This is a genomic window from Nocardioides sp. (assembly GCF_016462705.1).
In the GTDB taxonomy this organism is placed as follows: Bacteria; Actinomycetota; Actinomycetes; order Propionibacteriales; family Nocardioidaceae; genus Nocardioides.
Genome location: NZ_JAEMSS010000047.1, coordinates 1 through 24,834, shown reverse-complemented (window position 1 = coordinate 24,834; position 24,834 = coordinate 1). Strand labels below are relative to the sequence as shown.

Sequence of the window (24,834 nt, the reverse complement as noted above, 5' to 3'; positions counted from 1 at the left end):
GGGGCGGGCGGCCGGCTCGGTCGCCGCGTCCGACGCGTTCTTCCCGTTCGAGGACGGCCCGCAGATCCTCATCGACGCGCAGGTGGCCGCGATCGTGCAGCCGGGCGGGTCGGTGCGCGACGAGCTGACCGTCAAGGCGTGCGAGGCGGCCGGCGTGACCATGTACTTCACGGGGACCCGGCACTTCGCCCACTGATCCAGCACAGTGATCCCGGCTGACAGGATGACCCGGTGACCGCACAGAAGCTCGACGGGACCGCCACCGCCGCCGCGATCAAGGAGGAGCTGCGGGTCCGCGTGGCAGCGCTCAAGGAGCGGGGCGTGGTTCCCGGCCTGGGGACCGTGCTGGTCGGTGACGACCCCGGGTCGCGGTGGTACGTCAACGGCAAGCACAAGGACTGCGCCGAGGTCGGGATCGAGTCGATCCGGGTCGACCTGCCCGAGGTCGCTTCGCAGGAGGAGATCGAGGCGGAGGTGTCGCGGCTCAACGCCGACCCGGCGTGCACGGGCTACATCGTGCAGCTGCCGCTGCCCCGCGGGCGTGACGAGAACCGGGTGCTCGGCCTCATCGACCCGGCCAAGGACGCGGACGGCCTGCACCCCACCAACCTGGGCTGGCTGGTGCTCGGCCACCCGGCGCCGCTCCCGTGCACGCCGCACGGCATCGTCGAGCTGCTCCGCCGCCACGACGTCCCGATCGCCGGCGCGGACGTCGTCGTCGTGGGACGGGGCGTGACCGTCGGCCGTCCGCTGGGACTCCTGCTGACCCGTCGCTCCGAGAACGCCACCGTCTCCCTGTGCCACACCGGGACCCGCGACCTCGCCGACTACACCAAGTGGGCCGACATCGTGGTGGCCGCCGCCGGAGTGCCCGGCCTGGTCACTGGCGACATGGTCAAGCCGGGCGCCGCGGTCCTCGACGTCGGGGTGTCCCGGGTCGACGGCAAGCTCGCCGGCGACGTGGCCCCCGACGTGTGGGACGTCGCCGGCTGGGTCTCGCCGAACCCGGGAGGCGTCGGCCCGATGACCCGGGCCATGCTCCTCTCCAACATCGTGAGCATGGCCGAGCAGCGACTGTGACCGACGAGCCTGACCTGCCGGCGCCCGAGCCCGAGGACGGTCCGGGCGACGGCGACGAGGAGGAACGGCGCTACCCCTCGACCATCGGCGGCGCGTTCTACCTGGTGATCCTCGCCGTCTGCGGCGCGGGGATCGCGATCGTGGCCAGTGGCGACTGGCGCCTGGGCGTCCGGGTGCTGGCGGTCGCGCTGATGGTCGCCGCGGGACTGCGGCTCGTCCTGCCCTCGCGGGACGCCGGAATGCTCGCGGTCCGTCACCGGGCGATCGACGTCACCGTGCTCGCTGCGCTGGGCGGGCTCATCTACTTCCTGGCGAGCAGCATCCCCGAGCAACCCGGCTGAGCTACCGCTGCCGGACCGCGTAGGTCAGGTGGGTGACCCTGGGGCCATCAGCCCTCCACCCCCGAGCGGGCGACCTCGGCGACGTACGCCGCCAGGTTGCCCAGGGTCTGCTCCCCGCCCTCGACCGCGTGGTACTTCTCGATCGCCTCGTCGCGCTGCGCCGTGGAGCCGAAGACCGTGCGCAGCTCGATGCGGGTCGCCGTGCCGACGGTCTCGAACGTCAGGACCGACTCGAAGGCGTTCGGGTCGTCCCGCGACTCGCCGTGGCGCAGCGCGATCCGCTCCGGCGGCTCGATGGCGGTCCAGGTGATCCACTCGGCGTAGTCCGTCCCGTCCGGTCCGTGCATCACGAAGACCCACTCGCCGCCCTCGCGGAACTCGAACGACTCCGTGGTCGTGGTGAACCCCTCCGGCCCCCACCACCGGGACAGGTGTCGTACCGCGGTGAACGCCTCGAAGACCAGCGCCCGCGGGGCGTCGATGACCCGGGCGACCACGATCTCGCGGTCGGCTGCCGCGCTCATCGCTGGTCCTCCTGCCGGGCCTGCGCGAGGTCCTGCACGTAGGTGTCCAGACGGTCGAAGCTCTCGGTCCAGAACCGCTCGAACCCGCCGGTCCACTCGTGGACCGGCGGGGAGCGGGCTCAGCTCAGATGAGTCCCAGCTCGGTCACGGCGCTCCGCTCGTCCTCGAGCTCGGCGGTCGAGGTGTCGATGCGGCCGCGCGAGAAGGCGTCGATGTCGAGGCCCTGCACGATCTCCCAGTCGCCGTCCTTGGTCACCACGGGGAAGGAGGAGATGAGGCCCTCCGGGACGCCGTAGGAGCCGTCGGAGCGCACCGCCATGGACACCCAGTCGTCGGCGGCGGAGCCGAACAGCCAGTCGTGGGCGGCGTCGATGGTGGCCGAGGCCGCGGAGGCGGCCGACGAGGAGCCGCGGGCCTCGATGATCGCCGCGCCCCGCTTGGCGACAGTGGGGATGAAGGTGTGCTCGATCCAGTCCTGGTCGCCGACGACCTCGGCCGCGTTGCGGCCGCCGACCTGGGCGTGGAAGAGGTCGGGGTACTGCGTCGCCGAGTGGTTGCCCCAGATCGTCATGTGGGTGATGTCGGTGACGGGCGCGCCGGTCTTGGCTGCCAGCTGGGAGATCGCCCGGTTGTGGTCGAGCCGGGTGAGCGCAGAGAAGCGCTCGTCGGGGATGTCGGGCGCGTTCTTCATGGCGATGAGGGCGTTGGTGTTGGCCGGGTTGCCGGTCACCCCGATGCGCACGTCGTCGGCGGCGACCGCGTTGAGGGCCTTGCCCTGGGCGGTGAAGATCGCCCCGTTCGCCGACAGCAGGTCGCCGCGCTCCATCCCCGGGCCGCGCGGACGCGCGCCGACCAGGAGCGCGAGGTTGACGCCGTCGAACATCTTCTCGGCGTCCGAGCCGATCTCGACCTTGGCCAGCTGGGGGAACGCGCAGTCGTCGAGCTCCATGACCACGCCCTCGAGCGCCTTGAGCGCCGGCTCGATCTCGAGCAGCCGCAGCTCGATCGGGCGGTCGCCCGCCAGGGATCCGCTCGCGAGGCGGAACAGCAGGCTGTAGCCGATCTGGCCGGCTGCGCCGGTGACGGCGACCTTGAGGGGCTCTGAGCTCACGACGTACTCCCTTTGACCGAGATGTGACCGAGTTGAGAATCGAGGTGGAAGACCGCATCGGACGCTAGCAGCGAGGGGCCGTACGTCACGATGGGGGCCATGCGTCGCGCCCGTGCCCTGCTGACGGCGCTCGCGCTCGGACTGGCCCTCGCCGGCTGCGGCTCGGTGTCGGAGGAGTACGACATCGCCGGCATCGACGAGCTGGACATCCCGACACCGTCGCCCGACCCGGCCGACTTCGTGGCGGAGATCGACAACCCGTGGCTGCCGTACGCCGTCGGCAACGCCTGGGTCTACGACGTCACGGTCGGCATCACGGACTCCACGATGACCGTCGAGGTCACCGAGGACACCAGGACCATCGCCGGAGTCGTCACGACCGCCGTGGACACCACCTACGCCACCGCGGACACGCCGGGGACGGTCCGCGACTACTACGCGCAGGACCGTCAGGGCAACGTGTGGTGGTTCGGCAGCGAGGGCTCCTGGGAGGCCGGGGTCGACGGGGCGCAGGCGGGGCTGGCGATGCCGGCCGACCCCCGGTTGGGTGACGGCTGGCGCCGTGCCTACCTGGAGGGGGTCGTCGAGACGAAGGTCACCGTCGAGGAGGTCGACGGCGACACGCTCGTCCTCCGCTCGGAGACCCCGCTCGTACCCGGCGAGGTCGTGCAGGAGGTGTACGCGGCCGGCGTCGGCCTCGAGCGCACCTTCAACGTGGAGGGTGCGCCGCGGTCGAGCGTGCTGGCGTCCGGCCCCTGACGGTCGTGCTGACCGTCAGTGCGGGGCGGTCGGGTCCGTCGGGTCGGCCGGCGGCTGCTGGAACTGCTCGAGCGGCTTCCACTCCTGCGCCTCGTAGTCCCACTGCCAGCCGTCCTGGATGATCGGCTCCTGCGCGATCACGGTGTCGTGGGTGCCGGTGCCGGTGCCGGTCCCGGCGCCCTGCTGGTTCCACTCCTGCTGGAACTGGTCGGGCGCCCCGTAGCCGGGCACCGCCGCCCGGCGGAGGCCGGAGCCGGGGACCGGGTCCGAGCCGTGGCCGAACAGCATCGGGTAGCTGATGCCCGCGATCGCGGCGCCGGCCAGCGGCGCCAGGATGAACAGCCACAGCTGGATGACCGCGTCGGAGCCGGCGAAGACCCCCACCCCGATCGAGCGGGCCGGGTTGACCGAGGTGCCGGTCGCGGTGATCCCGACCAGGTGCACCATCGTCAGCGCGAGGCCGATGGCGGCCGGCGCGAGAGCCGGGTGCTCGTTGCGGACGTCGGTCACCGCAAGGATCACCCAGACGAAGACGGCGGTCAGCACCAGCTCGAGCAGGAACGCCGCCCACACCGCGTAGCCGGTGCCGTCGTCGCCGAAGCTGTTCTGGGCCAGGCCGTCGACGCCGACGTCGTAGCCGTCGAAGCCGCGCACGAGGACGAAGAGCGTCAGGCCGGCCACCAGGCCGCCGACGAGCTGGGAGCCGACGTAGAGCGGCACCTCGCGCCAGGCCATCCGCCCGCTGAGCGCGGCCCCCACGGAGACGGCGGGGTTGAAGTGGGCGCCCGAGACCCGGCCGAAGGCGTAGGCGCCGCACAGCACGGTCAGCCCGAACGCGAGGGCAGTGCCGGTGTACTCGAAACCGGGCCCGACCGAGGTCATGATCGCGGTGCCGCAGCCGAAGAACACGAGGGTGAAGGTGCCGATCACCTCGGCGGCGACCTTCTGCCCGGTGGTGGTGGTGTCAGCCATGTTCGGCACTCTAAGCCAGGGACAGGCCGCTTTGCCGCTGCCGGAGCGCGAGTGCGAGGCTGGGTCCCATGGCGAAGATCATCTACACCCACACCGACGAGGCGCCGCTGCTGGCGACCTACTCCTTCCTGCCGATCATCGCGGCGTACGCCGCCAAGGCGGGGGTCGACGTGGAGACCCGCGACATCTCGCTGGCGGGCCGGATCATCGCCCTGTTCCCCGAGCGGCTGACCGAGGACCAGCGGATCGACGACGCGCTCGCCGAGCTCGGCGACCTGGCCACGAAGCCCGAGGCCAACATCATCAAGCTGCCCAACGTCTCGGCGTCGGTGCCGCAGCTCAAGGCCGCGATCGCGGAGCTGCAGAGCCAGGGCTACGACCTCCCGGACTACCCCGAGAGCCCCGACAGCGACGAGGAGCGCGACGTCCGCGCGCGCTACGACAAGGTCAAGGGCTCGGCGGTCAACCCGGTGCTGCGGGAGGGCAACTCCGACCGGCGCGCGCCGTCGTCGGTCAAGAACTACGCGCGCAAGCACCCCCACCGGATGGGTGCGTGGACGCCCGAGTCCAAGACCAACGTCGCCACCATGGGCCAGCACGACTTCTTCTCCAACGAGGCCTCGGTCGTCCTCGAGGCCGACGACACCCTGCGCATCGAGCACGTCGCCGCCGACGGTGCCGTGACGGTGCTGAAGGAGTCGCTGCCGGTGCTCGCCGGCGAGGTCGTCGACGGCACCTTCATGGACGTCGCCGCGCTGCGCCGCTTCCTCAGCGAGCAGGTGGCCCGGGCGAAGGCCGACGGCGTGCTGTTCTCGCTGCACCTCAAGGCCACGATGATGAAGGTCTCGGACCCGATCCTGTTCGGCCACGCGGTGCAGGCGTTCTTCCCCACCCTCTTCGAGCAGTACGGCGAGGTGCTGAAGGCGGCGGAGATCTCGCCCAACGACGGCCTGGGCGCGCTGCTCGACGCCGCCGCCAAGCTGCCCGAGGGCGAGGCGATCGCCGCCGCGGTCACCCAGGGGCTGGCCGACGGGCCCGCCATCGCGATGGTCGACTCCGACAAGGGCATCACCAACCTGCACGTCCCCTCGGACGTGATCGTCGACGCCTCGATGCCGGCGATGATCCGGCAGTCCGGCCACATGTGGGGGCCCGACGGCGAGGAGGCCGACACCCTCGCGGTGATCCCGGACTCGTCCTACGCCGGCGTCTACCAGACCGTCATCGACGACTGCCGTGCCCACGGGGCGTTCGACCCCGCCACGATGGGCTCGGTGCCCAACGTCGGCCTGATGGCCAAGGCCGCCGAGGAGTACGGCTCGCACGACAAGACCTTCGAGGTGCCGGCCGCCGGCACCGTGCGGGTCGTCTCGTCCTCCGGTGACGTCCTCATCTCGCACGCCGTGCAGCCCGGCGACGTCTGGCGGGCGTGCCAGACCAAGGACGAGTCGATCCGCGACTGGGTCAAGCTCGCCGTCACCCGGGCCCGGGCCACCGGCTCGCCGGCCATCTTCTGGCTCGACGAGAACCGTGCCCACGACGCCAACCTGATCGCCAAGGTCGACGAGTACCTCCGCGACCACGACACCGACGGCCTGACCATCGAGATCATGGCGCCGGCCGAGGCGACGGCGTACTCGCTGGAGCGGATCCGCCGCGGTGAGGACACCATCTCGGTCACCGGCAACGTGCTGCGCGACTACAACACCGACCTGTTCCCCATCCTCGAGCTCGGCACCTCGGCGAAGATGCTGTCGATCGTCCCGCTCATCAACGGCGGTGGCCTGTTCGAGACCGGCGCCGGCGGCTCGGCGCCCAAGCACGTGCAGCAGCTGGTCAAGGAGAACTACCTGCGCTGGGACAGCCTCGGCGAGTTCTTCGCGCTCGCGGCCTCCTTCGAGCACCTGTCGTCGTACGCCGACAACGCCGGGGCGAAGGTCCTCGCGGACACCCTCGACAAGGCGACGGAGACCTTCCTCAACGAGGACAAGGGCCCCACCCGCAAGGTCGGCGGCATCGACAACCGCGGCTCGCACTTCTACCTCGCCCTCTACTGGGCGCAGGAGATCGCGGCGCAGACCGACAACACCGACCTCGCGGCCGTCTTCAAGCCGTTCGCGGAGCGGCTCGCCGCCGACGAGCAGAAGATCGTCGACGAGCTGCTCGCCGTCCAGGGCAGCCCGGCGGACATCGGCGGCTACTACCGCCCCGACCCCGCCTTGGCCGAGGCGGTCATGCGGCCGTCCGCGACGTTCAACGAGGCGCTGGCCTCGCTCTGAGCCGCGCCGGTCCGCCGATCGGTCCGGCCGTCTGCGGGTACCGCCTGCTCACCCACGAGAGGGAGGGGCCCTGATGAGCAGCATGACCGACGACGCCGAGGTGACCCGGCGCAAGGCGGAGGAGCAGCGGACCAAGCTCGACCAGTCCGCGGAGCTGTTGGCGATGGCGCAGAAGCGTGCGGAGCGGGCGGCGGCCGAGGCGGACGCCGCAGCGCGTGCGCACGCAGCGGCCAAGAAGGCGCGCGCCGACGCCGAGGACCGGGCGGCCCAGCTGCGCCGGGACGCCAAGGCCGCCGGCAAGGTCGCGAAGGCGGCCACCGCCGAGCACGAGCGCGCCGCGGCGGCGCTCGCCGACCAGGAGCGCTCGCACGCCAAGCGGGGCAAGAAGCTGGCCAAGGTCGAGGCCGCACACGCCTCGGCCGTGGCCGGCGAGGCGGCCGAGAAGGTGATCGCGAGGAAGACTCCTGCGAAGAAGGCGCCGGCGAAGAAGGCGCCGGCCAAGAAGGCCACGGCCAAGAAGACGCCTGCGAGGAAGACGCCCGCCAAGAAGGCCACGGCGAAGAAGACGCCCGCGAGGAAGACGCCCGCGAAGAAGACGCCGGCCAGGAAGAGTCCCGCGAAGCGCACCTGAGCAGCGCGCGGCGGGCGGTCGCTGTGCCACCATCCGTCTGTGTTCGAGAGGGAGAACGGCCCCGGGATCGGCTTCTGGATCTCCGTCGGTCTGGGTGTGGTGGCGGGGGCGTCCGCGGTCTACCTGGGCGGCGGCGTCCTCGGGTTCCTCATCGTGTCGGTGGTCGTGGCGGTGGCCATGGGCCTCCTGCTCTCCTGAGGCGGCCTGACCCGTGAACACCCTGCTCCGCATCCTCGGCGTCCAGCTGGTGGCCGCTGCGGCCGCCCGGCTTCCCGGGGGCCTCGCCCGGCTGGCCACGGCCGTCGTGCTCGTCGTGGTCAACCTGCTCCCGGTCTGGGCGGTGACGGAGGAGCGCATCGGGATGGGGGACGTCTTCCTCGTCTACTGGATCGAGAACGTGGTGGTCTGGGCGTGCGGCATCGTGCGTACCGCGACCGCCCAAGGCCCCGGCAAGGGCACGGTCCCGGTCACCACCAACGGTGTGCGCGGTGACCTGTCGTCGGCCAGGTTCTTCGCTCTCCACTACGGCATCTTCACGGGAGTGCACGGCGTCTTCACGGTCATCGTGGTCGCCCTGGTCGGGCTGACCGGCGGCGTCGGCCAGGTCGTGCTGCTGTCGCTCGCGATCACCGCGAGCCACCTGTTCTCCCTCGGCGTGAACTGGTTCGGTCGCGACGAGCGCATGGTGGTCAGCCCCGGCACGGCCATGTTCGCGCCGTACCCACGGATGTTCGTGCTGCACGTCGGGATCCTGATCGGCTTCGGCGTCGCCCTGGACGGCTGGGAGCACGGCGAGAACGTCAACGACCAGGTCTCCGCGGTCGCCGTCCTGTGCGTCCTCAAGACGCTGGTCGACCTGGGCTTCCACGTCTGGCAGCACCGCTCTCGCCAGGTGGCGCGCAGGGGTGACGGTCTGTACGGCGCACCTGCCGCCCAGGAGTAGGCCAGGAATAGGGCGGCGGTCCCGGTCGGTTGCACGATGGTGCCGATGACCGACGTGACCGACGTGACCGACGATCGCCGGCTCGAGGCGGACGCGCCCACGGTCATCGCGCCGCACGGCTACGGTTCCGCGCTGCTCGCCCTCGCCTCCGGAGGGTTCGCGATCGGCACCACCGAGTTCGTCACCATGGGGGTGCTGCCGCAGGTCGCCGACGGCATCGACGTCTCGATCCCCGCCGCCGGGCACGTCATCTCGGCGTACGCACTCGGGGTCGTGGTCGGCGCCCCGGTGCTCGCGTTCTTCGGTGCCCGGTGGCCGCGACGCGGGCTGCTGATCGCGCTGATGGCGGCGTACGGCGCGTTCAACCTGCTCAGCGCGGCCGCCACCGGCTACGGCCTGCTGTTCCTGGCCCGCTTCCTCGACGGCCTGCCGCACGGCGCCTACTTCGGCGTCGCCTCCCTGGTCGCGGCGAGTCTCGCGCCGCCCGGGCGCCGTGGACGTGCGGTGGCGAGCGTGATGCTCGGGCTGTCGGTCGCCAACGTGGCCGGCGTGCCCGCCGCGACGTGGCTCGGCCAGCACATCGGGTGGCGTGCGTCGTACGTCGCGGCCGCCCTGCTCGCCGTGCTCGCGGCCGTGCTGATCGCCGCCTTCGTGCCCTCGTGCCCCGGCCACGACGAGGCGACCGGTGGCCAGGAGCTGCGGCTGTTCTTCCGCAACGGCCAGGCCTGGCTGGTCCTCCTGGCCGGCGCGATCGGGTTCGGCGGCCTGTTCGCGGTCTACTCCTACATCGCCCCGACGGTGACCGGGGTCGGCGGCCTGCCCGAGTCGGCGGTCCCGCTGTTCGTGCTCGCATTCGGGCTCGGGATGGTCGTGGGCACGTGGCTCGCCGGCGAGCTGGCCAGCTGGTCGGTGTTCGGCTCGCTCATCACCTCGGGCATCGGCTCGGGCCTGGTCCTCGTCGTCTTCTGGTTCGTGGCGCCGTACGGCTGGGCGCTCCTGCCCGTCGTCTTCACGGTGACCGCGCTGGGCTCGGTCCTCGTGGTCAACCTCCAGCTCCGGCTGATGGACGTCGCCGGCGAGGCGCAGACGCTGGGCGCGGCCATGAACCACGCCTCCCTCAACGTCGCCAACGCGCTGGGTGCCTGGCTGGGCGGTCTCGCCATCGCGTGGGGCTACGGCTACCGGTCACCGGCACTGGTCGGGTTCGCCCTCTCCGTCGCCGGGGTCGCGGTGCTCCTGCTCTCGTGGGGCCTGTCCAGACGCGCCGCCGCCGTCACCCCCTAGCACCGCGTCGGGAAGAATGCCGCGCATGTCCGCCTCACCCACGACCCAGCCCGAGGTCAGCGTCCCGGCCGCTGCCTCAGGCGGCGGGCGACCCCGGGTCCTGTCCGGGATCCAGCCGACCGCCAACTCCTTCCACTTCGGGAACTACCTCGGCGCGCTGCGCCAGTGGGTCAACCTCCAGCAGGACTACCAGCCGTACTTCTTCATCGCCGACCTGCACGCGATCACGGCCGACTACGACCCCAAGCTGCTGCGCGAGCGCACCCTCCGGGCCGCGGCCCAGCTGCTGGCCATGGGCATCGACCCGGAGCGATCGTCGATCTTCGTCCAGAGCCAGGTGCCCGCGCACGCGCAGGCCGGCTGGGTGCTGCAGTGCCTGACCGGGTTCGGCGAGGCGCGGCGGATGACCCAGTTCAAGGACAAGTCGGCCAAGGGCGGTGAGGGCTCGGCGAGTGTCGGCCTCTTCACCTACCCGATCCTCCAGGCGGCCGACATCCTGCTCTACCGACCGCACTACGTCCCGGTCGGCGAGGACCAGCGTCAGCACCTCGAGCTGACCCGCGACCTCGCCCAGCGGTTCAACAGCCGCTACAAGAAGACCTTCCGGCTGCCCGAGCCCTACATCCTCAAGGCCACCGCGAAGATCTGCGACCTCCAGGACCCCACGTCCAAGATGTCGAAGTCGGCCTCCTCGGCCTCCGGGATCATCGAGATGCTGGACGAGCCGAGCGTCTCGGCGAAGAAGATCCGCTCCGCGGTCACGGACTCGGGCTCGGACATCCGGTTCGACGCCGAGGAGAAGCCCGGCGTCAGCAACCTGCTCACGATCTACGGCTCGCTGACCGACCGCAGCATCCCCGACCTCGAGGAGCAGTACGCCGGCAAGGGCTACGGCGACCTGAAGAAGGACCTGGCCGAGGTGGTCGTCGACTTCGTGACGCCGTTCCGGGAGCGCACCCTGGAGCTGCTCGACGCGCAGGACCACCTCATGGCCGTCCTGCGCCAGGGCCGACAGGTCGCCAACGAGGTCGCCGAGGCGACGCTGCGGGACGTCTACCAACGGGTGGGGTTCGTGGCGCCCTCCACAGGGTGAACCGCTAGGTTGACGCGATGCCCACCATCGGAGTCGCCGTGGCGATCCCGGAGCCCTGGGCGACCGAGCTCCAGGACTACCGCGCCGCCGTCGGCGACACCACGGCCGCGATGATCCCCACCCACATCACGCTCGTCCCGCCGACCGAGGTCGACGAGGACCAGCTCGAGAAGATCGAGGACCACCTGGCGGCGGCCGCCGACGAGGTCCCGGCCTTCTGCGTCCACCTGCGCGGCACGGGGACCTTCCGGCCCGTCTCGCCGGTCGTCTTCGTGTCCCTGGTCGAGGGCATCTCGCAGTGCGAGCGCCTCGCGGACGTGGTCCGCCGCGGCCCCCTGGCCATCGACCTGGCGTTCCCCTACCACCCGCACGTGACCATCGCCCACCACCTCGGCGACGACCAGCTCGACCGCGCCTTCGAGGGGCTCGCGGACTTCGAGTGCGAGTTCGACGTCGAGGACTTCAAGCTCTACGTCCACGACGAGGACCTGGGCTGGCGGCCCACTCGCTACTTCACCTTGCAGCGGGGTACCTGAGGCACATGGCCCCAGAGAGGTTGGGCACGGCGAAGCAACGTCTGTCCGACCGGATCCACGCGCTGCGGGCCGAGCACCCTCACGTCGACCACGCCGTCAAGACCCAGCAGCACTACGGCGACACCAAGGCCGGACAGCAGGCCGGGGCCGTCACCTACTTCGGCTTCCTGTCGGTCTTCCCGATCCTGGCGCTGGCGCTCTTCGTCATCGGCTACGTGGCGAAGGTCGTGCCGGAGACCCGGGACACGCTCGTGGACGCGATCGACTCGATGTTGCCGGGCATCATCGGGACCGGCGACAACCAGCTCCAGCTGAAGGACATCGAGGACGCGGCAGGAGCGGTGGGTCTCATCGGCCTGGTCGGTGTCCTCTACTCCGGCCTCGGCTGGCTCTCCGCGCTCCGCGACGCCCTGATCGCGGTGTTCGCCCTGCCGGACCGCGAGCAGCCGAGCTTCGTCATGGGCAAGGCCCGGGACCTGATCACCCTGGTCGTCATCGGCGTCGTCATGCTCGTCGCCGTCGCGGTGACCGGGGTGGTCGCCGGCTTCTCGGAGGACCTCCTGGACTGGGTCGGTCTGTCCGCCGAGCTGGGCTGGCTCGTCAAGCTCCTCACCATCGCGCTGGGGCTGCCGGCCAACGTGCTCCTCTTCCTGGTGATGTTCCGGCTGCTGGCCGCACCTGACATCCCGTTCCGGGCGCTGCTGTCCGGCGCCGTGTTCGGGGCGGTCGGCTTCGAGATCCTCAAGCAGGCCTCCCAGCTGCTGATCAAGAGCACCGAGGGCCAGCCGGCGTTCCAGGCGTTCGGCATCGCCCTGATCCTGGTCGTCTGGATCAACTACTCCTCACGGGTCACGCTGTACGCCGCCGCCTGGGCGTGGACGCATCCCCTCGCCGTCGCGGAGCGGGTCGTGGACCCGGCCGCCCCGGTCCAGGGCCCGCCGCTGCCGTCCATCGACGAGCTGCCGACCTCCGGGTCCGACGAGGCCGGCAGCTCACGCAAGGGCGCCTTCGCCGCGGGAGCGGTGGCCGGAGCGGCGGCCGCGGTCGTGATCAAGAACAAGACCTCGGACTGAGGCTGCGACCGGCCCGCGGAATGTGACATTTCCCCGGTTAGGCGGTCCTGACGTTCCGGTGCTTCCCGCCAACGTTTACGTTGTGCAGACTGCGGCGGTCAGCAGAGGGCTGCACATCTGGCGGAGGTGGTCATGGCGTCGACGGACGCACGCGAGTCGACATCAGGTTCCATGGAGGCAGGGGTCGGAGGTCCGACCCGCGCCGACGTCGGGGTTCGCACCCTGCGCGGGGACCGCTGGTGGCTGGCTCCGCTGACGACGTTCGTCGTCTTCTTCGGGTTCATCGTCTACGCCACGTTCCGGGCCTTCGCCGGCAAGGACTACTACTCCGCGCCCTACCTCTCGCCGTTCTACTCGCCCTGTCTGGGTGACTGCGTCGAGGGCAGCTCGGACTTCGGCCAGCCCTTCTCGTGGTTCCCGCTGTCCGCGGCGCTGATCATCCTGATCTTCCCGCTCGGGTTCCGGATGACCTGCTACTACTACCGCAAGGCCTACTACCGCGCCTTCTGGCTGTCCCCGCCGGCGTGCGCCGTCGCGGAGCCGCACGGGTCCTACTCGGGCGAGACCAGGTTCCCGCTGATCTTCCAGAACATGCACCGCTGGTTCTGGTACGCCGCGGTCGCGATCGGCCTCATCCTCACCTTCGACACCGTGATCTCCTTCCGGGAGCAGACCGGCGTCGACGCGTCCGGGCACCCGACGTTCGAGTGGGGCCACATGGGTCTCGGCTCGCTGCTGATGGTCATCAACGTCGTCCTCATCTGGGCCTACACGCTGGGCTGCCACTCGTGCCGCCACATCATGGGCGGGCGCCTGCGGCACTTCTCCAAGCACCCGGTCCGCTACAAGCTGTGGACCTGGATCTCGAAGCTCAACGGCAACCACGCGCGCTACGCCTGGCTGTCGCTGTTCTCGATCGCGTTGGTCGACCTCTACATCTGGGGGCTGGCCGCGGGCTGGTACGACGACCCCCGCTTCTTCTGAGGGATAGGTTCGAATGTCTGATCGTCACCCGATGACCGGGAATGAGATGTCCGCCAGCGAGCAGGGCGGCATGGAGCGGCACCAGTACGACGTGATCGTGGTCGGCGCCGGCGGCGCCGGCCTCCGCGCGGCGATCGCCGCGCACGACGCCGGCGCCAAGACCGCCGTCGTCTGCAAGTCCCTGCTCGGCAAGGCGCACACGGTCATGGCCGAGGGCGGCATCGCCGCCGCCATGGGCAACCGCTGGCCCGAGGACAACTGGGAGGTGCACTTCCGCGACACCATGCGTGGCGGGAAGATGCTCAACAACTGGCGGATGGCCCAGCTGCACGCCCAGGAGGCGCCCGAGCGGGTGCAGGAGCTCGAGGACTGGGGCGCGCTCTTCGACCGCACCGAGGACGGGCTCATCTCCCAGCGCGACTTCGGCGGGCACAAGTACGCGCGGCTCGCCCACGTCGGCGACCGCACCGGCCTGGAGATGATCCGCACGCTCCAGCAGCGCACCGTCGAGCTCGGGATCGACGTGTTCATGGAGTGCACCGTCACCGACCTGTTCAAGGACGAGAGCGGCGCGATCTCGGGCGCGTTCGGCTACTGGCGCGAGACCGGACGCTTCATCCAGTTCGACGCCCCGGCGGTCATCCTCGCGACCGGCGGCATCGGCAAGTCGTTCAAGGTCACCTCCAACTCGTGGGAGTACACGGGTGACGGCCACGCGCTGGCGATGCGGGCCGGGGCCGCGCTGATCAACATGGAGTTCGTCCAGTTCCACCCGACCGGGATGGTCTGGCCGCCCTCGGTCAAGGGCCTGCTGGTCACGGAGTCGGTCCGCGGCGACGGCGGCATCCTCAAGAACTCCGAGGGCAAGCGGTTCATGTTCGACTACATCCCGGAGTTCTTCAAGTCGGAGACGGCCGACACCGAGGAGGAGGCCGACGCCTGGTACGAGGACAAGAAGAACAACCGCCGGCCACCCGAGCTGCTGCCCCGCGACGAGGTCGCCCGGGCGATCAACTCCGAGATCAAGGCCGGCCGGGGATCACCGCACGGTGGCATCTTCCTGGACATCGCGTCGCGGCGTACCCCCGAGTTCATCAAGAAGCGGCTGCCGTCGATGTACCACCAGTTCAAGGAGCTGGCGGACGTCGACATCACCGCGGAGCCGATGGAGATCGGCCCGACCTGCCACTACGTGATGGGTGGAGTCGAGGTCGACGCGGACACCCAGGAGAGTGCGGTCCCGGGCCTCTACGCCGTGGGCGAGTGCTCCGGCGGCATGCACGGCTCCAACCGGCTCGGCGGCAACTCGCTGGGCGACCTCCTGGTCTTCGGCAAGCTCGCCGGCGAGCACGCCGCCAAGAAGGTCTCGGGGCTGGGCGCGAACCGGCCGGCGGTGGCGCCCGACGACGTCGCGGCCGCCGCGACCAGTGCGGTCGCTCCGTTCGAGGTGGAGGGCGGGGAGAACCCCTACGCCATCCAGCACGACCTGCAACAGGCGATGAACGACCTGGTCGGCATCATCCGGGAGGGCGCCGAGCTCGAGCAGGCGCTCGCCGACATCGAGGCGCTCAAGGAGCGGGCCAAGCAGATGGTCGTGGAGGGCCACCGGCAGTACAACCCGGGCTGGCACCTCGCACTCGACCTGCGCAACATGCTGATCGTCTCCGAGTCGATCGCGAAGGCGGCCCTGGCCCGGGAGGAGTCCCGCGGGGGGCACACCCGCAACGACTTCCCCAAGACCGACCACGAGGTCTGGGGCAAGAAGAACCTGGTCGTCACCCTCAACGACAGCGGCGACGGCGTGCAGCTCAGCGAGAAACCACTGCCAGTCATGCCGGACGAGCTCAAGAAGTACTTCGAGGAGAGCTGACCATGGGTTACAGGCTCAAGATGAAGCTGTGGCGGGGCGACAAGTCCGGCGGCGAGCTCAAGGACTACGAGGTCGACGTCTCCGAGGGCGAGGTCGTCCTCGACGCCATCCACCGGGTCCAGGCCGAGCAGGCCGGCGACCTCGCGGTCCGCTGGAACTGCAAGGCCGGCAAGTGCGGGTCGTGCTCGGCGGAGATCAACGGCAAGCCGCGGCTGATGTGCATGTGCCGTCTCTCCGACTTCGAGGAGGACGAGACGATCACGGTCACGCCGATGCGGACCTTCCCGGTCGTGCGGGACCTGGTCACCGACGTCACCTTCAACTACGAGAAGGCGGCCGAGCTGCCGTCGTTCTCACCGCCCCCGCGCGACGCCGACGGCAAGCGCCGGATGGCCCAGGTGGACGTCGAGCGCGGGCAGGAGTTCCGCAAGTGCATCGAGTGCTTCCTGTGCCAGAACGTCTGCCACGTCGTCCGGGACCACGAGGACAACAAGCCGGCCTTCGCCGGTCCGCGGTTCTTCATCCGGTACGCCGAGCTCGACATGCACCCGCTGGACACCAACGACCGCCGCGAGCTCGCGCAGGGCGCCGCCGGCATCGGCATGTGCAACATCACCAAGTGCTGCACCGAGGTCTGTCCCGAGGGCATCAAGATCACCGACAACGCGATCATCCCCATGAAGGAGCGCGTGGTCGACAAGAAGTACGACCCGCTGGTGTGGCTCGGCTCCAAGATCGGCATCCGCAACAAGGACACCGAGTCGAGGGTCCCGGCCAAGCAGGGCAAGGCCGGCCACATCAAGAGACCCGCGCACTGATCGGTGGCTGAGGAGCGACGAAGTCGCGTCTCGAAGCCCGGTGAGAAGAAGATCGCGTTGATCGAGAACCGGTGGGACGTGCTCCCCGGCCTCGCCAGCCGGGCTTGGCAGCATCGGGATGCCGGCGACGAGATCACCGACCCGCTGAACCCGGGCGGGGACAGTCCCAGCGGATAGTCACGGGGCTTCGAGACGGGACTTCGTCCCTCCTCAGCCACCGGGGTGGTGACGGTGTCCGGCCATCGCCTCGAGCCGCTGGATGCGGTCGGCCATGGGCGGGTGGGTGCTGAACAGCCGGGCAGCACCGCCGCCGCGGAACGGGTTGGCGATCATCATGTGGCTGGCGTTGACCAGCTGCTGGGTCTGGGGGAGCGGGTAGCGGCTGGTGCCGTGCTCGAGCTTGTAGAGCGCGGACGCCAGTGCCAGCGGGTCGCCGGTCAGGGTCGAGCCGTCCTCGTCCGCGTCGTACTCGCGGGTCCGGCTGATCGCCATCTGCACGACGCCGGCGGCGAGGGGGCCGAGGATCATCAGGCCGATCGCGGCGATCGGGTTGACCCCGCGGTCGCGGCCGCCGCCGAAGAAGAGCCCGAACTGGGCGAGGAACGTGATGGCGCTGGCCAGGGCGCCGGCGACCGAGGCGGTCAGGATGTCGCGGTTGTAGACGTGCATCAGCTCGTGCCCGAGCACGCCGCGCAGCTCGCGCTCGTCGAGCAGCTGGAGGATGCCCTCGGTGCAGCACACGGCGGCGTTCTGCGGGTTGCGGCCGGTGGCGAACGCGTTGGGCGCATCGGTGGGGGAGACGTAGAGGCGCGGCATCGGCTGCTGGGCCTTGGCGGAGAGCTCGCGGACGATCCGGTACATCGCCGGCTGCTCCTGCTCGGTCACCGGGCGGGCGTGCATCGCCTTGAGCGCCAGCTTGTCGGAGTTCCAGTAGCCGTAGGCGTTCATCCCCAGCGCGATGACCAGCGCGATGACCAGCCCGCCGCGGCCGAACAGGCTGCCGACCAGGATCACGGCGGCCGACAGGCCTCCGAGGAGCAGGGCCGTCTTGAGGCCGTTGAAGTGACGGTGGCCGGGCATTGCAGGGTCCTCTCGGGAGCTGATGACTACGTCATACCAACGCCGGTGAGCCTGGGAAACGTTCCAAGAATTCGCTGAGAATGCGGTCAGGAAATGGCCTGATCCGCTCCTACCGTCGAGGCATGGACATGAAGCTGGAGCTGGTGATGGTGCCCGTGACCGACGTCGACCGGGCCAAGGAGTTCTACGTGCGAGCGGGGTTCGTGGCCGACCACGACCAGACCGTCAGCGAGGAGGTCCGGTTCGTGCAGCTGACTCCGCCCGGGTCGGCCTGCTCGATCGCGATCGGCCGCGGGCTCACGCAGATGGAGCCCGGCAGCCTGGACAACCTGCAGATGGTGGTCGCCGACGCGGACGCGACGAAGGCGGACCTCGTCGAGCGCGGCATCGAGGTGCGGGGCGTCGAGGACCTGGCGTGGGGACGGTTCGTCCACTTCGAGGACCCGGACGGCAACGGCTGGGCGCTGCAGGAGCTCCCGGACTACTCGGCGCAGGGCCAGGTCTAACCCGCCGGCAGGTCGTCGATGGCGAAGTCGAGCGACAAGGTCCCCGTAGAGATACCCATCCCGGAATCGGGCGTACTCGGGGAGAACGAGAGCTTGTCGCAGCCCTGGTCCATGAGTACCACGACGTCCCCGCGGTCGGTGCGCGCCAGGAGGTGCTCGCCCGACCCACCCGCGAAGTCTCCACATTCGACGAGGTCGTCCGGATCGGTCGGCACGGCCGCCCGCCAGGCGGCGTCGAGCCGGTCCAACGAGCCCTGGTCGAGCACGGTCCCACCCTTGGTCGGGCTGTTGGGGCCGCACCAGGTCGCTGCGACCAGGTGCTCGTCCGCTGGCGCGGCGGGGCTCATGCCGCCGTGCGTGCCGCACCAGTCCACGTCCGGCGCCGGCAGGGTCGTCGAGTAGTCGTGGGCGTCGCGCTGCTCTCGAAGTGACGTGAGCAGGACCTGGACCAGGGAGTTGCCGTCGATCACCCGACCCTCGACCTCGACGTCGTCGCACGACCCGCTGCCGACGGTGATCTGCCTGCCGTCCGAGAGCTCGAGGAGCACTCGGTTGTTGACCGGCACCATGCTGACGGTGGCACACCGGGCCGGATCGGCGTCCGGGACGTCGCGGACCGAGGCCACGAAGGCGTCCAGGCCGACCACCAGCGCATCGGTGGGACCCAGGATCGTCGGGGATCCCTGCTCGCCCGGGCGGGTGCAGTGGCGCACGGCGGTCACGGCGCCGAGGTCCGTGACGGCCCCGTCGGGCCACGGGGCGGCGAGGTCCGGGCACGGCGCGGTGGTGTACGGGTCGGCGATCTGTGCCGGCTCGTCCACGTAGTCCGGGCCGTCGTCGTCCCGGACCGCCTGGACGCCGAGCACGGTGCCGATGACCGCGAGGACGGCGACGGCACCCACGACCGTGGTGGCGATGCGTCGCTGCCGCCGGGCGGCGCGCACCACGGGGCCGGGGTCGGTGACGCTGTCGGGCGGCTCGGGGACGATCCGCGCGAGGAGGTCGCGCACCTGCTCCTCGGTCATGCCTGCTCCTGGAAGATCGTGGACGAGCGCAGGGCGCCCAGGGCTCGGGAGGTCTGGGACTTGACCGTGCCCACCGAGATGCCGAGCGCAGCGGCGGTCTGGGCCTCGGTCAGGTCCTCGTAGAAGCGCAGGACGAGCACGGCGCGCTGTCCGCGCGGCAGCGTCGCGAGCGCGGCGAGCGTGTCCTGTCGCAACCCGTGGTCGACCTCGACGGACAGGCCCTCGGGCAGCACCTCGGTGGGCCGCTCGGCGTTCCACCGCCGCCGCCACCAGTCGGTGTACGTCGTCACCATGGCCCGGCGCACGTACGCCTCCACGGCACCGTCGTCGGCGATGCTCGACCAGCGCCTCCAGCACTTCATCAGCGCGGTCTGGACGAGGTCCTCGGCCTTGTGCGGGTCCCCGGTGAGCAGGAACGCCGTACGCCACAGGTCCCGGCCGCGCGAGGCGACGAACTCCTCGAAGGACACGTCGCTCATCTGCGTTCCTCCACGCCCACCAGGACGAGGTGGGCGGGGCCGATGGTTGTCAGCGGGTCGGGACCGGCTCGTAGCCGGCGAAGGCCCGGGTGAACGAGCCCGCGCCGTGGGTCGCCGACCTCAGGTCCACCGGGTAGGTGATGAGCTCCGCGGCCGGCACGTGGGCGCGCACCGTGGCGAAGCCGCCGGCGGTGTCCTGGCCGAGCACCCGGCCGCGGCGGGCGGCCAGGTCGCTCATCACCGTCCCGACGAGCTCGTCGGGCACGGTGACCTCGATCTCGTCGACCGGCTCGAGCACCTGGACGCCGACCGCCGCGGCCGCTTCGCGCAGCGCCAGGGCGCCGGCGCTCTGGAACGCCATGTCCGAGGAGTCGACGCTGTGCGCCTTGCCGCCGACCAGCGTGACCTTGACGTCGACCATCGGGTGGCCGTCGCAGCCCTTCGCCAGCTGCGCCCGGACCCCCTTCTCGACCGAGGGGATGAACTGTCTCGGTACGGCGCCGCCGACGACCCGCTCGGCGAACTCGAAGCCGGCACCGCGGGGGAGCGGCTCGACCTCGATCTCGCACACGGCGTACTGGCCGTGGCCACCGGACTGCTTGACGTGCCGGCCGAGGGCCGTTCCCGACCCGGCCAGCGTCTCGCGCATCGGGACCCGGACGTCGACCCGGTTCACCGTCACGCCGAACCGGTCGGCCAGCCGCTCGAGCGCGGCGTCGGCGTGGGCCTCGCCCATCGTCCAGAGCACGACCTGCTCGCTGCTGATCTCGACGCGGATCGAGGGGTCCTCGGCGGCCAGCCGGCCGAGTGCCGTGGACAGCTTGTCCTCGTCGGACCTGGTGGCCGCCTCGACGCCGATCGGGAGCAGCGGTGTGGGCAGGGTCCACGGACGGAGCACCCGTGGGTCGTCGACCGACGAGAGCGTGTCTCCCGTCTCGGCGCGGGTGAGCCGACCGACCGACGCGATGTCACCGGCCACCACTCGCTTGGCGGGACTCAGCTGCTGCCCGAACGGGTAGGCCAGCGAGCCGATCCGCTCGTCGTCGTCGTGGTCGCCGTGGCCCACGTCATCGCCGAAGAAGGAGCTGAGGTGCCCCGAGACGTGCACCGGGAGGTCGGGGTCGAGCGAGCCGGAGAACACCCGGACCAGGCTGACCCTCCCCACGTAGGCGTCGCTCGAGGTCTTGACGACCTCGGCCAGGAGCGGTCCGCCGGGGTCGCAGGAGACCGGGTCGGTCGGCTTGCCCTCCGGGGTGTACGCCTCGGGCGCCGGGTGCTCCGAGGGAGCCGGGAACCCCCTGACGATCAGGTCGAGGAGCTCACCGCAGCCGACGCCACTGGTCGAGCACACCGGCACGACGGGGAAGAACGTCCCGCGCGCCATCGCCCGGTGCAGGTCCTCGAGCAGCGCCGCCTCGGTCACCGTCTCGCCGGCGAGATAGCGGTCCATCAGCCCCTCGTCGTCGGACTCCTCGATGATCCCCTCGATCAGCGCGTTGCGCGCCTCCGCGTGCTCGTCGGGGACGTCAGGAGCCAGCAACCCGACCAGGTCGGTCACCGTCGAGCCGGCCATGACCGGGACGTCGACCGGCAGCACCTTGTCGCCGGCACCGCCGAGCTGCGCCTGGGCGGCCGCGAGGACGCCGGCGTAGTCGGCCCGGGCGTGGTCGAGCTTGGTGACGACGACCGCACGCGGCATGCCCACCTCCGCGCACTCCCGCCAGAGCTCGGTCGTGACGGCGTCGATCTGCTCGTTGGCCGCGGTCACGAACAGCGCGCAGTCCGCGGCCCGCAGGCCGGCCCGCAGCTCGCCCACGAAGTCGGCGTACCCGGGGGTGTCGATCAGGTTGACCTTCACCCCGTCGTGCACGACTGGTGCGACCGCGAGCGCCATGGAGCGGCCGTGCGCGCGTTCGCCCGGCTCGAAGTCGGACACCGTGGTGCCGTCCTCGACGCTGCCCGCGCGGGTCAGGGCCCCGGTCCGGACCAGCAGCGCCTCCAGCAGCGTCGTCTTGCCGCCGGAGCTCGGGCCCACCAGCACGACGTTGCGGATCGCGTCAGGCTCGTGGGCCTCCAGATCTTGTCTGCCGGCGGCACGCGCTCCTCGATCGGCCATGGGGCCACGGTGCCCCCGAGACCGGTCCGTGGCAAGGCTCTCCCGGCGGGAACGTCACTGACGTCCGGCCCTTGACCTGCGACGGACACAGGGTTGGGAATTGTCACACTTCGTGGTCTCCCGGGGCGGCCGCTCCTAGGGTTCCCGTGTGACTGACGCGACCGTCGAGGGCGGGCTCGACGAGCCCTCCGAGCTGGAGCCCGAGCAGGGATCGCTCGCCTTGGCCTCCCCCGAGGACACGCACGGCCGCGCCGACTGGGAGCGCGCCGCCGGCGCGGTCCTCCGCAAGGCGCGCCGGCTCTCCGACGCGGACGACGACTCGCTGGTCTGGCAGAAGCTGACCCGGACCACGCTGGACGGCATCGGCATCACTCCGCTCGGCACCCCGGACCTGCTGGCCGACATCGACCTCGACCAGCGCCCGACCCGCGCCGGGGAGTGGGACATCCGCGCCCACCTCGCCGTGGCGGAGGCGCGGGCCGCGCACGAGGAGGCGATGACCGACCTCGAGAACGGGGTCACGTCGCTCTGGCTGCGCCTGGATCCCGACGCCGATCTGGACACCCTGCTCGACGGCGTCTTCCTCGACCTGGCCCCGGTGGTGCTCGACGCCTCCGCGGACCACCTCGCCGCGGCCCGGGCGTTCGTCGCGTACGCCGAGGACGTCGAGCTGCATCCCGGCACCAACCTGGGCATCCCGGCGGCCGACGCGTCCGCCGAGGCGGCGAGCCTGGCCGGCGGCGCCGGCGTGCTGGGGTTCGTCGTGGACGCCACGGCGGTGCACGACCGCGGAGCCTCCGACGTCCAGGAGCTCGCCCACTCCCTGCACGTCGCCGCGACGTACCTCCGGACGCTGACCGGGTCCGGGGTGTCGGTGGACGACGCGGCGGCGCTCGTGGAGTTCCGCTACGCCGCCACCGACGAGCAGTTCCCGACCATCGCCAAGCTCCGGGCCGCCCGCCGCCTCTGGGCCCGGGTGCTCGAGCTCAGCGGCGCCGCGGCCGGGCACCAGCAGCGCCAGCACGTCGTCACCAGCCGGCCGATGATGAGCGCCTACGACCCCTGGGTCAACATGCTGCGCACCACGGTCGCCGCCTTCGCGGCCGGTGTCGGGGGCGCGGACGCGGTGACGGTCCTCCCGTTCGACAGCCCCCTCGGGCGGCCCGACGCCTTCGGCCGCCGGATCGCCCGCAACACCAGCTCGCTGCTGATCTCGGAGTCGCACCTCGCCCGGGTCGCCGACCCGGCCGGCGGTGCCTACGCCGTCGAGAAGCTGACCGACGACCTGGCCACCGCGGCCTGGGAGCTCTTCGGCCGGCTCGACGACGGCGAGGACCTCGAGCCTCTCGTCGCAGCCACCGTCGCCGAACGGGATGCGCAGGTCGCCACCCGCAAGCGGCCGCTGACCGGGCTCACCGAGTTCCCGGACCCGTTCGCGGACCGACCGGCCCGGGAACCGGACCCGCTGGCGCCCGAGGTCCGTCGCTGGGGCGCGGCGTTCGAGGAGCTCCAGGCCTCGCCGATGGACGAGCCGGTCTTCCTCGCGACCATGGGCAGCGTCGCTCAGCACACGGCGCGGGCCACGTTCGCCACCAACCTGTTCGCCGCCGGGGGCATCCCGGTCGAGGTCGCCGGCGCGACCGACGGCGCCGAGTCGCTGGCCGACAAGCACGGCGGCCGGCGCGTCGTGTGCCTGGCCGGCAGCGACGCGGCGTACGACGAGTGGGGTGCCGAGGCCGCCGCCGCGCTCCGAGCCGAGGGAGCCGAGTGGGTGGTCGTGGCCGGCAAGCCGCGTGCGTGGGCCGACGACTCGTGCGCCATGGGCGTCGATGCCCTCGCGTTCCTGACCCGGACCAGGGAGAAGCTGGCATGAGCATCCCGAAGAGCTTCAGCGGCCTCCCGCTCGCTGATTCGTCTGCGAGCGCGAGCGCAGCAACACCAGCGGAACCGCAGACGAGTCCCCCGTGGGTCAGCCCGGAGGGGATCGACATCCTTCCGTTCTACGGACCCGAGCACCTCGAGGGCCTGGACGCCCTGGACACCTGGCCCGGCCTGAGCCCGTTCCTGCGCGGGCCCTACCCGACGATGTACACCACCCAGCCGTGGACCATCCGCCAGTACGCCGGTTTCTCGACCGCGGAGGAGTCCAACGCGTTCTACCGCCGCAACCTGGCCGCCGGCCAGAAGGGCCTGAGCGTCGCGTTCGACCTGGCCACCCATCGCGGCTACGACTCCGACCACCCACGGGTCCGCGGCGACGTCGGCATGGCCGGGGTGGCGATTGACTCGATCTACGACACCCGCACCCTCTTCGACGGCATCCCGCTCGCCGAGATGTCGGTGTCCATGACCATGAACGGCGCGGTCCTGCCCGTGCTCGCGCTCTACATCGCCGCGGCCGAGGAGCAGGGGGTCAAGCCGGAGCAGCTCAGCGGGACCATCCAGAACGACATCCTCAAGGAGTTCATGGTCCGCAACACCTACATCTACCCGCCCGAGCCGAGCATGCGGATCATCAGCGACATCTTCAGCTTCACCGCCCAGAAGATGCCGCGCTTCAACTCGATCTCGATCTCGGGCTACCACATCCAGGAGGCCGGGGCGACCGCCGACCTCGAGCTCGCGTACACGCTGGCCGACGGCGTCGAGTACATCCGGGCCGGCCTCGAGACCGGGATGACGATCGACCAGTTCGCACCCAGGCTGAGCTTCTTCTGGGCGATCGGCATGAACTTCTTCATGGAGGTCGCCAAGATGCGCGCGGCCCGCGCGCTGTGGAGCCGGCTGGTCCGGGACTTCAACCCCGAGAACCCCAAGTCGCTGAGCCTGCGCACGCACTCGCAGACGTCCGGCTGGTCGCTCACCGCGCAGGACGTCTTCAACAACGTCGGCCGCACCTGCATCGAGGCGATGGCCGCGACCCAGGGCCACACCCAGTCGCTGCACACCAACGCCCTCGACGAGGCGATCGCGCTGCCGACCGACTTCTCGGCCCGCATCGCCCGCAACACCCAGCTGCTGCTCCAGCAGGAGAGCGGCACCACCGGGACCATCGACCCCTGGGCCGGCTCCTACTACGTCGAGCGGCTGACCCACGACCTCGCCGAGCGGGCCTGGGCGCACATCCAGGAGGCCGAGCAGGCCGGCGGGATGGCGAAGGCGATCGAGCAGGGCATCCCCAAGATGCGCATCGAGGAGGCCGCCGCCCGCACCCAGGCCCGGATCGACTCCGGGATCCAGAAGGTCATCGGCGTCAACACCTACCGGCTCGCGGTCGAGGACAAGCTCGACGTGCTGAGGGTCGACAACGACGACGTCTACCGCCAGCAG

Annotated in this window: 24 protein-coding genes and 1 pseudogene; 18 read left to right on the top strand and 7 right to left on the bottom strand. The window is 70.9% G+C overall.

The genetic code is table 11. From position 1 onward, the window contains the following. The 3 genes and pseudogenes from purH to JHD21_RS08270 form a co-directional block, all read left to right on the top strand. A pseudogene (purH, locus tag JHD21_RS08280) lies at nucleotides 1–196 on the top strand (bifunctional phosphoribosylaminoimidazolecarboxamide formyltransferase/IMP cyclohydrolase); the annotation flags it as partial. A gap of 35 nt (nucleotides 197–231) precedes the next feature. Continuing rightward, nucleotides 232–1,080, top strand: coding sequence for a bifunctional methylenetetrahydrofolate dehydrogenase/methenyltetrahydrofolate cyclohydrolase (locus tag JHD21_RS08275; RefSeq protein WP_292673366.1), 849 nt, complete (start codon nucleotides 232–234; stop codon nucleotides 1,078–1,080). After that, nucleotides 1,077–1,421, top strand: a complete 345-nt coding sequence (locus JHD21_RS08270; RefSeq protein ID WP_292673364.1) for a DUF3017 domain-containing protein — start codon at nucleotides 1,077–1,079, stop codon at nucleotides 1,419–1,421. Before JHD21_RS08275 ends, JHD21_RS08270 begins: the two co-directional genes overlap by 4 nt. A gap of 47 nt (nucleotides 1,422–1,468) precedes the next feature. On the opposite strand, the gene JHD21_RS08265 is transcribed toward JHD21_RS08270, so the two are convergent. Both JHD21_RS08265 and JHD21_RS08260 read right to left on the bottom strand, forming a co-directional pair. Then, the gene (locus JHD21_RS08265) at nucleotides 1,469–1,945 is read right to left on the bottom strand and encodes an SRPBCC family protein (protein ID WP_292673362.1); all 477 of its coding nucleotides are present in this window, start codon (nucleotides 1,943–1,945) and stop codon (nucleotides 1,469–1,471) included. 124 nt (nucleotides 1,946–2,069) lie between these two features. After that, on the bottom strand, nucleotides 2,070–3,056 hold the full coding sequence (locus tag JHD21_RS08260; protein ID WP_292673359.1) for a malate dehydrogenase: 987 nt from the start codon (nucleotides 3,054–3,056) through the stop codon (nucleotides 2,070–2,072). Between the two features lie 99 nt (nucleotides 3,057–3,155). On the opposite strand from JHD21_RS08260, the gene JHD21_RS08255 reads away from it, so the two are divergent. After that, nucleotides 3,156–3,815 (top strand): hypothetical protein, encoded by a 660-nt coding sequence (locus tag JHD21_RS08255; RefSeq protein ID WP_292673356.1) that lies wholly within the window; start codon nucleotides 3,156–3,158, stop codon nucleotides 3,813–3,815. Nucleotides 3,816–3,830: 15 nt separating this feature from the next. On the opposite strand, the gene JHD21_RS08250 is transcribed toward JHD21_RS08255, so the two are convergent. Then, complete coding sequence (locus JHD21_RS08250; RefSeq protein WP_292673353.1) at nucleotides 3,831–4,787, bottom strand: aquaporin; 957 nt, start codon at nucleotides 4,785–4,787, stop codon at nucleotides 3,831–3,833. 59 nt (nucleotides 4,788–4,846) lie between these two features. On the opposite strand from JHD21_RS08250, the gene JHD21_RS08245 reads away from it, so the two are divergent. The 11 genes from JHD21_RS08245 (at nucleotide 4,847) to JHD21_RS08195 (ending at nucleotide 16,298) form a co-directional block, all read left to right on the top strand. Further along, nucleotides 4,847–7,066: an NADP-dependent isocitrate dehydrogenase gene (locus tag JHD21_RS08245; protein ID WP_365695696.1), complete on the top strand. Its 2,220-nt coding sequence runs from the start codon at nucleotides 4,847–4,849 to the stop codon at nucleotides 7,064–7,066. A gap of 73 nt (nucleotides 7,067–7,139) precedes the next feature. After that, nucleotides 7,140–7,697: a hypothetical protein gene (locus tag JHD21_RS08240; RefSeq protein WP_292673349.1), complete on the top strand. Its 558-nt coding sequence runs from the start codon at nucleotides 7,140–7,142 to the stop codon at nucleotides 7,695–7,697. Nucleotides 7,698–7,736: 39 nt separating this feature from the next. Then, nucleotides 7,737–7,895, top strand: a complete 159-nt coding sequence (locus JHD21_RS08235; RefSeq protein ID WP_292673347.1) for a hypothetical protein — start codon at nucleotides 7,737–7,739, stop codon at nucleotides 7,893–7,895. A 13-nt stretch (nucleotides 7,896–7,908) separates the two neighbouring features. Further along, a complete protein-coding gene (locus JHD21_RS08230; protein ID WP_292673345.1) occupies nucleotides 7,909–8,640 on the top strand; it encodes a DUF6498-containing protein in 732 nt (243 codons plus the stop codon). A gap of 45 nt (nucleotides 8,641–8,685) precedes the next feature. Further along, complete coding sequence (locus JHD21_RS08225) at nucleotides 8,686–9,924, top strand: MFS transporter (protein WP_292673343.1); 1,239 nt, start codon at nucleotides 8,686–8,688, stop codon at nucleotides 9,922–9,924. A 25-nt stretch (nucleotides 9,925–9,949) separates the two neighbouring features. After that, a complete protein-coding gene (trpS, locus tag JHD21_RS08220) occupies nucleotides 9,950–11,017 on the top strand; it encodes a tryptophan--tRNA ligase (RefSeq protein ID WP_292673340.1) in 1,068 nt (355 codons plus the stop codon). 17 nt (nucleotides 11,018–11,034) lie between these two features. After that, a complete protein-coding gene (locus JHD21_RS08215) occupies nucleotides 11,035–11,553 on the top strand; it encodes a 2'-5' RNA ligase family protein (RefSeq protein ID WP_292673338.1) in 519 nt (172 codons plus the stop codon). Nucleotides 11,554–11,558: 5 nt separating this feature from the next. Next, nucleotides 11,559–12,626, top strand: coding sequence for a YihY/virulence factor BrkB family protein (locus tag JHD21_RS08210; protein ID WP_292673335.1), 1,068 nt, complete (start codon nucleotides 11,559–11,561; stop codon nucleotides 12,624–12,626). A 171-nt stretch (nucleotides 12,627–12,797) separates the two neighbouring features. Continuing rightward, nucleotides 12,798–13,610, top strand: coding sequence for a hypothetical protein (locus JHD21_RS08205; RefSeq protein WP_292673333.1), 813 nt, complete (start codon nucleotides 12,798–12,800; stop codon nucleotides 13,608–13,610). 31 nt (nucleotides 13,611–13,641) lie between these two features. After that, the gene (locus JHD21_RS08200; protein WP_292673331.1) at nucleotides 13,642–15,480 is read left to right on the top strand and encodes a fumarate reductase/succinate dehydrogenase flavoprotein subunit; all 1,839 of its coding nucleotides are present in this window, start codon (nucleotides 13,642–13,644) and stop codon (nucleotides 15,478–15,480) included. A 2-nt stretch (nucleotides 15,481–15,482) separates the two neighbouring features. Further along, nucleotides 15,483–16,298 (top strand): succinate dehydrogenase/fumarate reductase iron-sulfur subunit, encoded by an 816-nt coding sequence (locus JHD21_RS08195; RefSeq protein ID WP_292673329.1) that lies wholly within the window; start codon nucleotides 15,483–15,485, stop codon nucleotides 16,296–16,298. Nucleotides 16,299–16,508: 210 nt separating this feature from the next. On the opposite strand, the gene htpX is transcribed toward JHD21_RS08195, so the two are convergent. Then, the gene (htpX, locus tag JHD21_RS08190) at nucleotides 16,509–17,378 is read right to left on the bottom strand and encodes a zinc metalloprotease HtpX (RefSeq protein WP_292673326.1); all 870 of its coding nucleotides are present in this window, start codon (nucleotides 17,376–17,378) and stop codon (nucleotides 16,509–16,511) included. Nucleotides 17,379–17,500: 122 nt separating this feature from the next. Here htpX and JHD21_RS08185 point away from each other — a divergent pair, with 122 nt between their 5' ends. Beyond that, the gene (locus JHD21_RS08185; RefSeq protein WP_292673323.1) at nucleotides 17,501–17,884 is read left to right on the top strand and encodes a VOC family protein; all 384 of its coding nucleotides are present in this window, start codon (nucleotides 17,501–17,503) and stop codon (nucleotides 17,882–17,884) included. Here JHD21_RS08185 and JHD21_RS08180 read toward each other — a convergent pair. The 3 genes from JHD21_RS08180 to JHD21_RS08170 are packed head-to-tail and all read right to left on the bottom strand — an operon-like array spanning nucleotide 17,881 to nucleotide 21,504. After that, the gene (locus JHD21_RS08180) at nucleotides 17,881–18,909 is read right to left on the bottom strand and encodes a hypothetical protein (RefSeq protein ID WP_292673320.1); all 1,029 of its coding nucleotides are present in this window, start codon (nucleotides 18,907–18,909) and stop codon (nucleotides 17,881–17,883) included. The genes JHD21_RS08185 and JHD21_RS08180 overlap by 4 nt on opposite strands. Beyond that, nucleotides 18,906–19,388 carry a SigE family RNA polymerase sigma factor gene (locus JHD21_RS08175; protein WP_292673317.1) on the bottom strand — a complete coding sequence of 161 codons (483 nt, stop codon included), beginning with the start codon at nucleotides 19,386–19,388 and terminating at the stop codon, nucleotides 18,906–18,908. The genes JHD21_RS08180 and JHD21_RS08175 overlap by 4 nt, the downstream gene beginning before the upstream one ends. Before the next feature lie 49 nt (nucleotides 19,389–19,437). Further along, the gene (locus JHD21_RS08170; protein WP_292673314.1) at nucleotides 19,438–21,504 is read right to left on the bottom strand and encodes an elongation factor G-like protein EF-G2; all 2,067 of its coding nucleotides are present in this window, start codon (nucleotides 21,502–21,504) and stop codon (nucleotides 19,438–19,440) included. Between the two features lie 148 nt (nucleotides 21,505–21,652). Between JHD21_RS08170 and JHD21_RS08165 the strand changes: the two genes are divergently transcribed. After that, nucleotides 21,653–23,377 (top strand): methylmalonyl-CoA mutase family protein, encoded by a 1,725-nt coding sequence (locus JHD21_RS08165; protein WP_292673311.1) that lies wholly within the window; start codon nucleotides 21,653–21,655, stop codon nucleotides 23,375–23,377. Beyond that, nucleotides 23,374–24,834, top strand: a 1,461-nt coding sequence (gene scpA, locus JHD21_RS08160) for a methylmalonyl-CoA mutase (RefSeq protein ID WP_292673309.1), incomplete at its 3' end; no start/stop codon positions are given. The genes JHD21_RS08165 and scpA, both read left to right, overlap by 4 nt.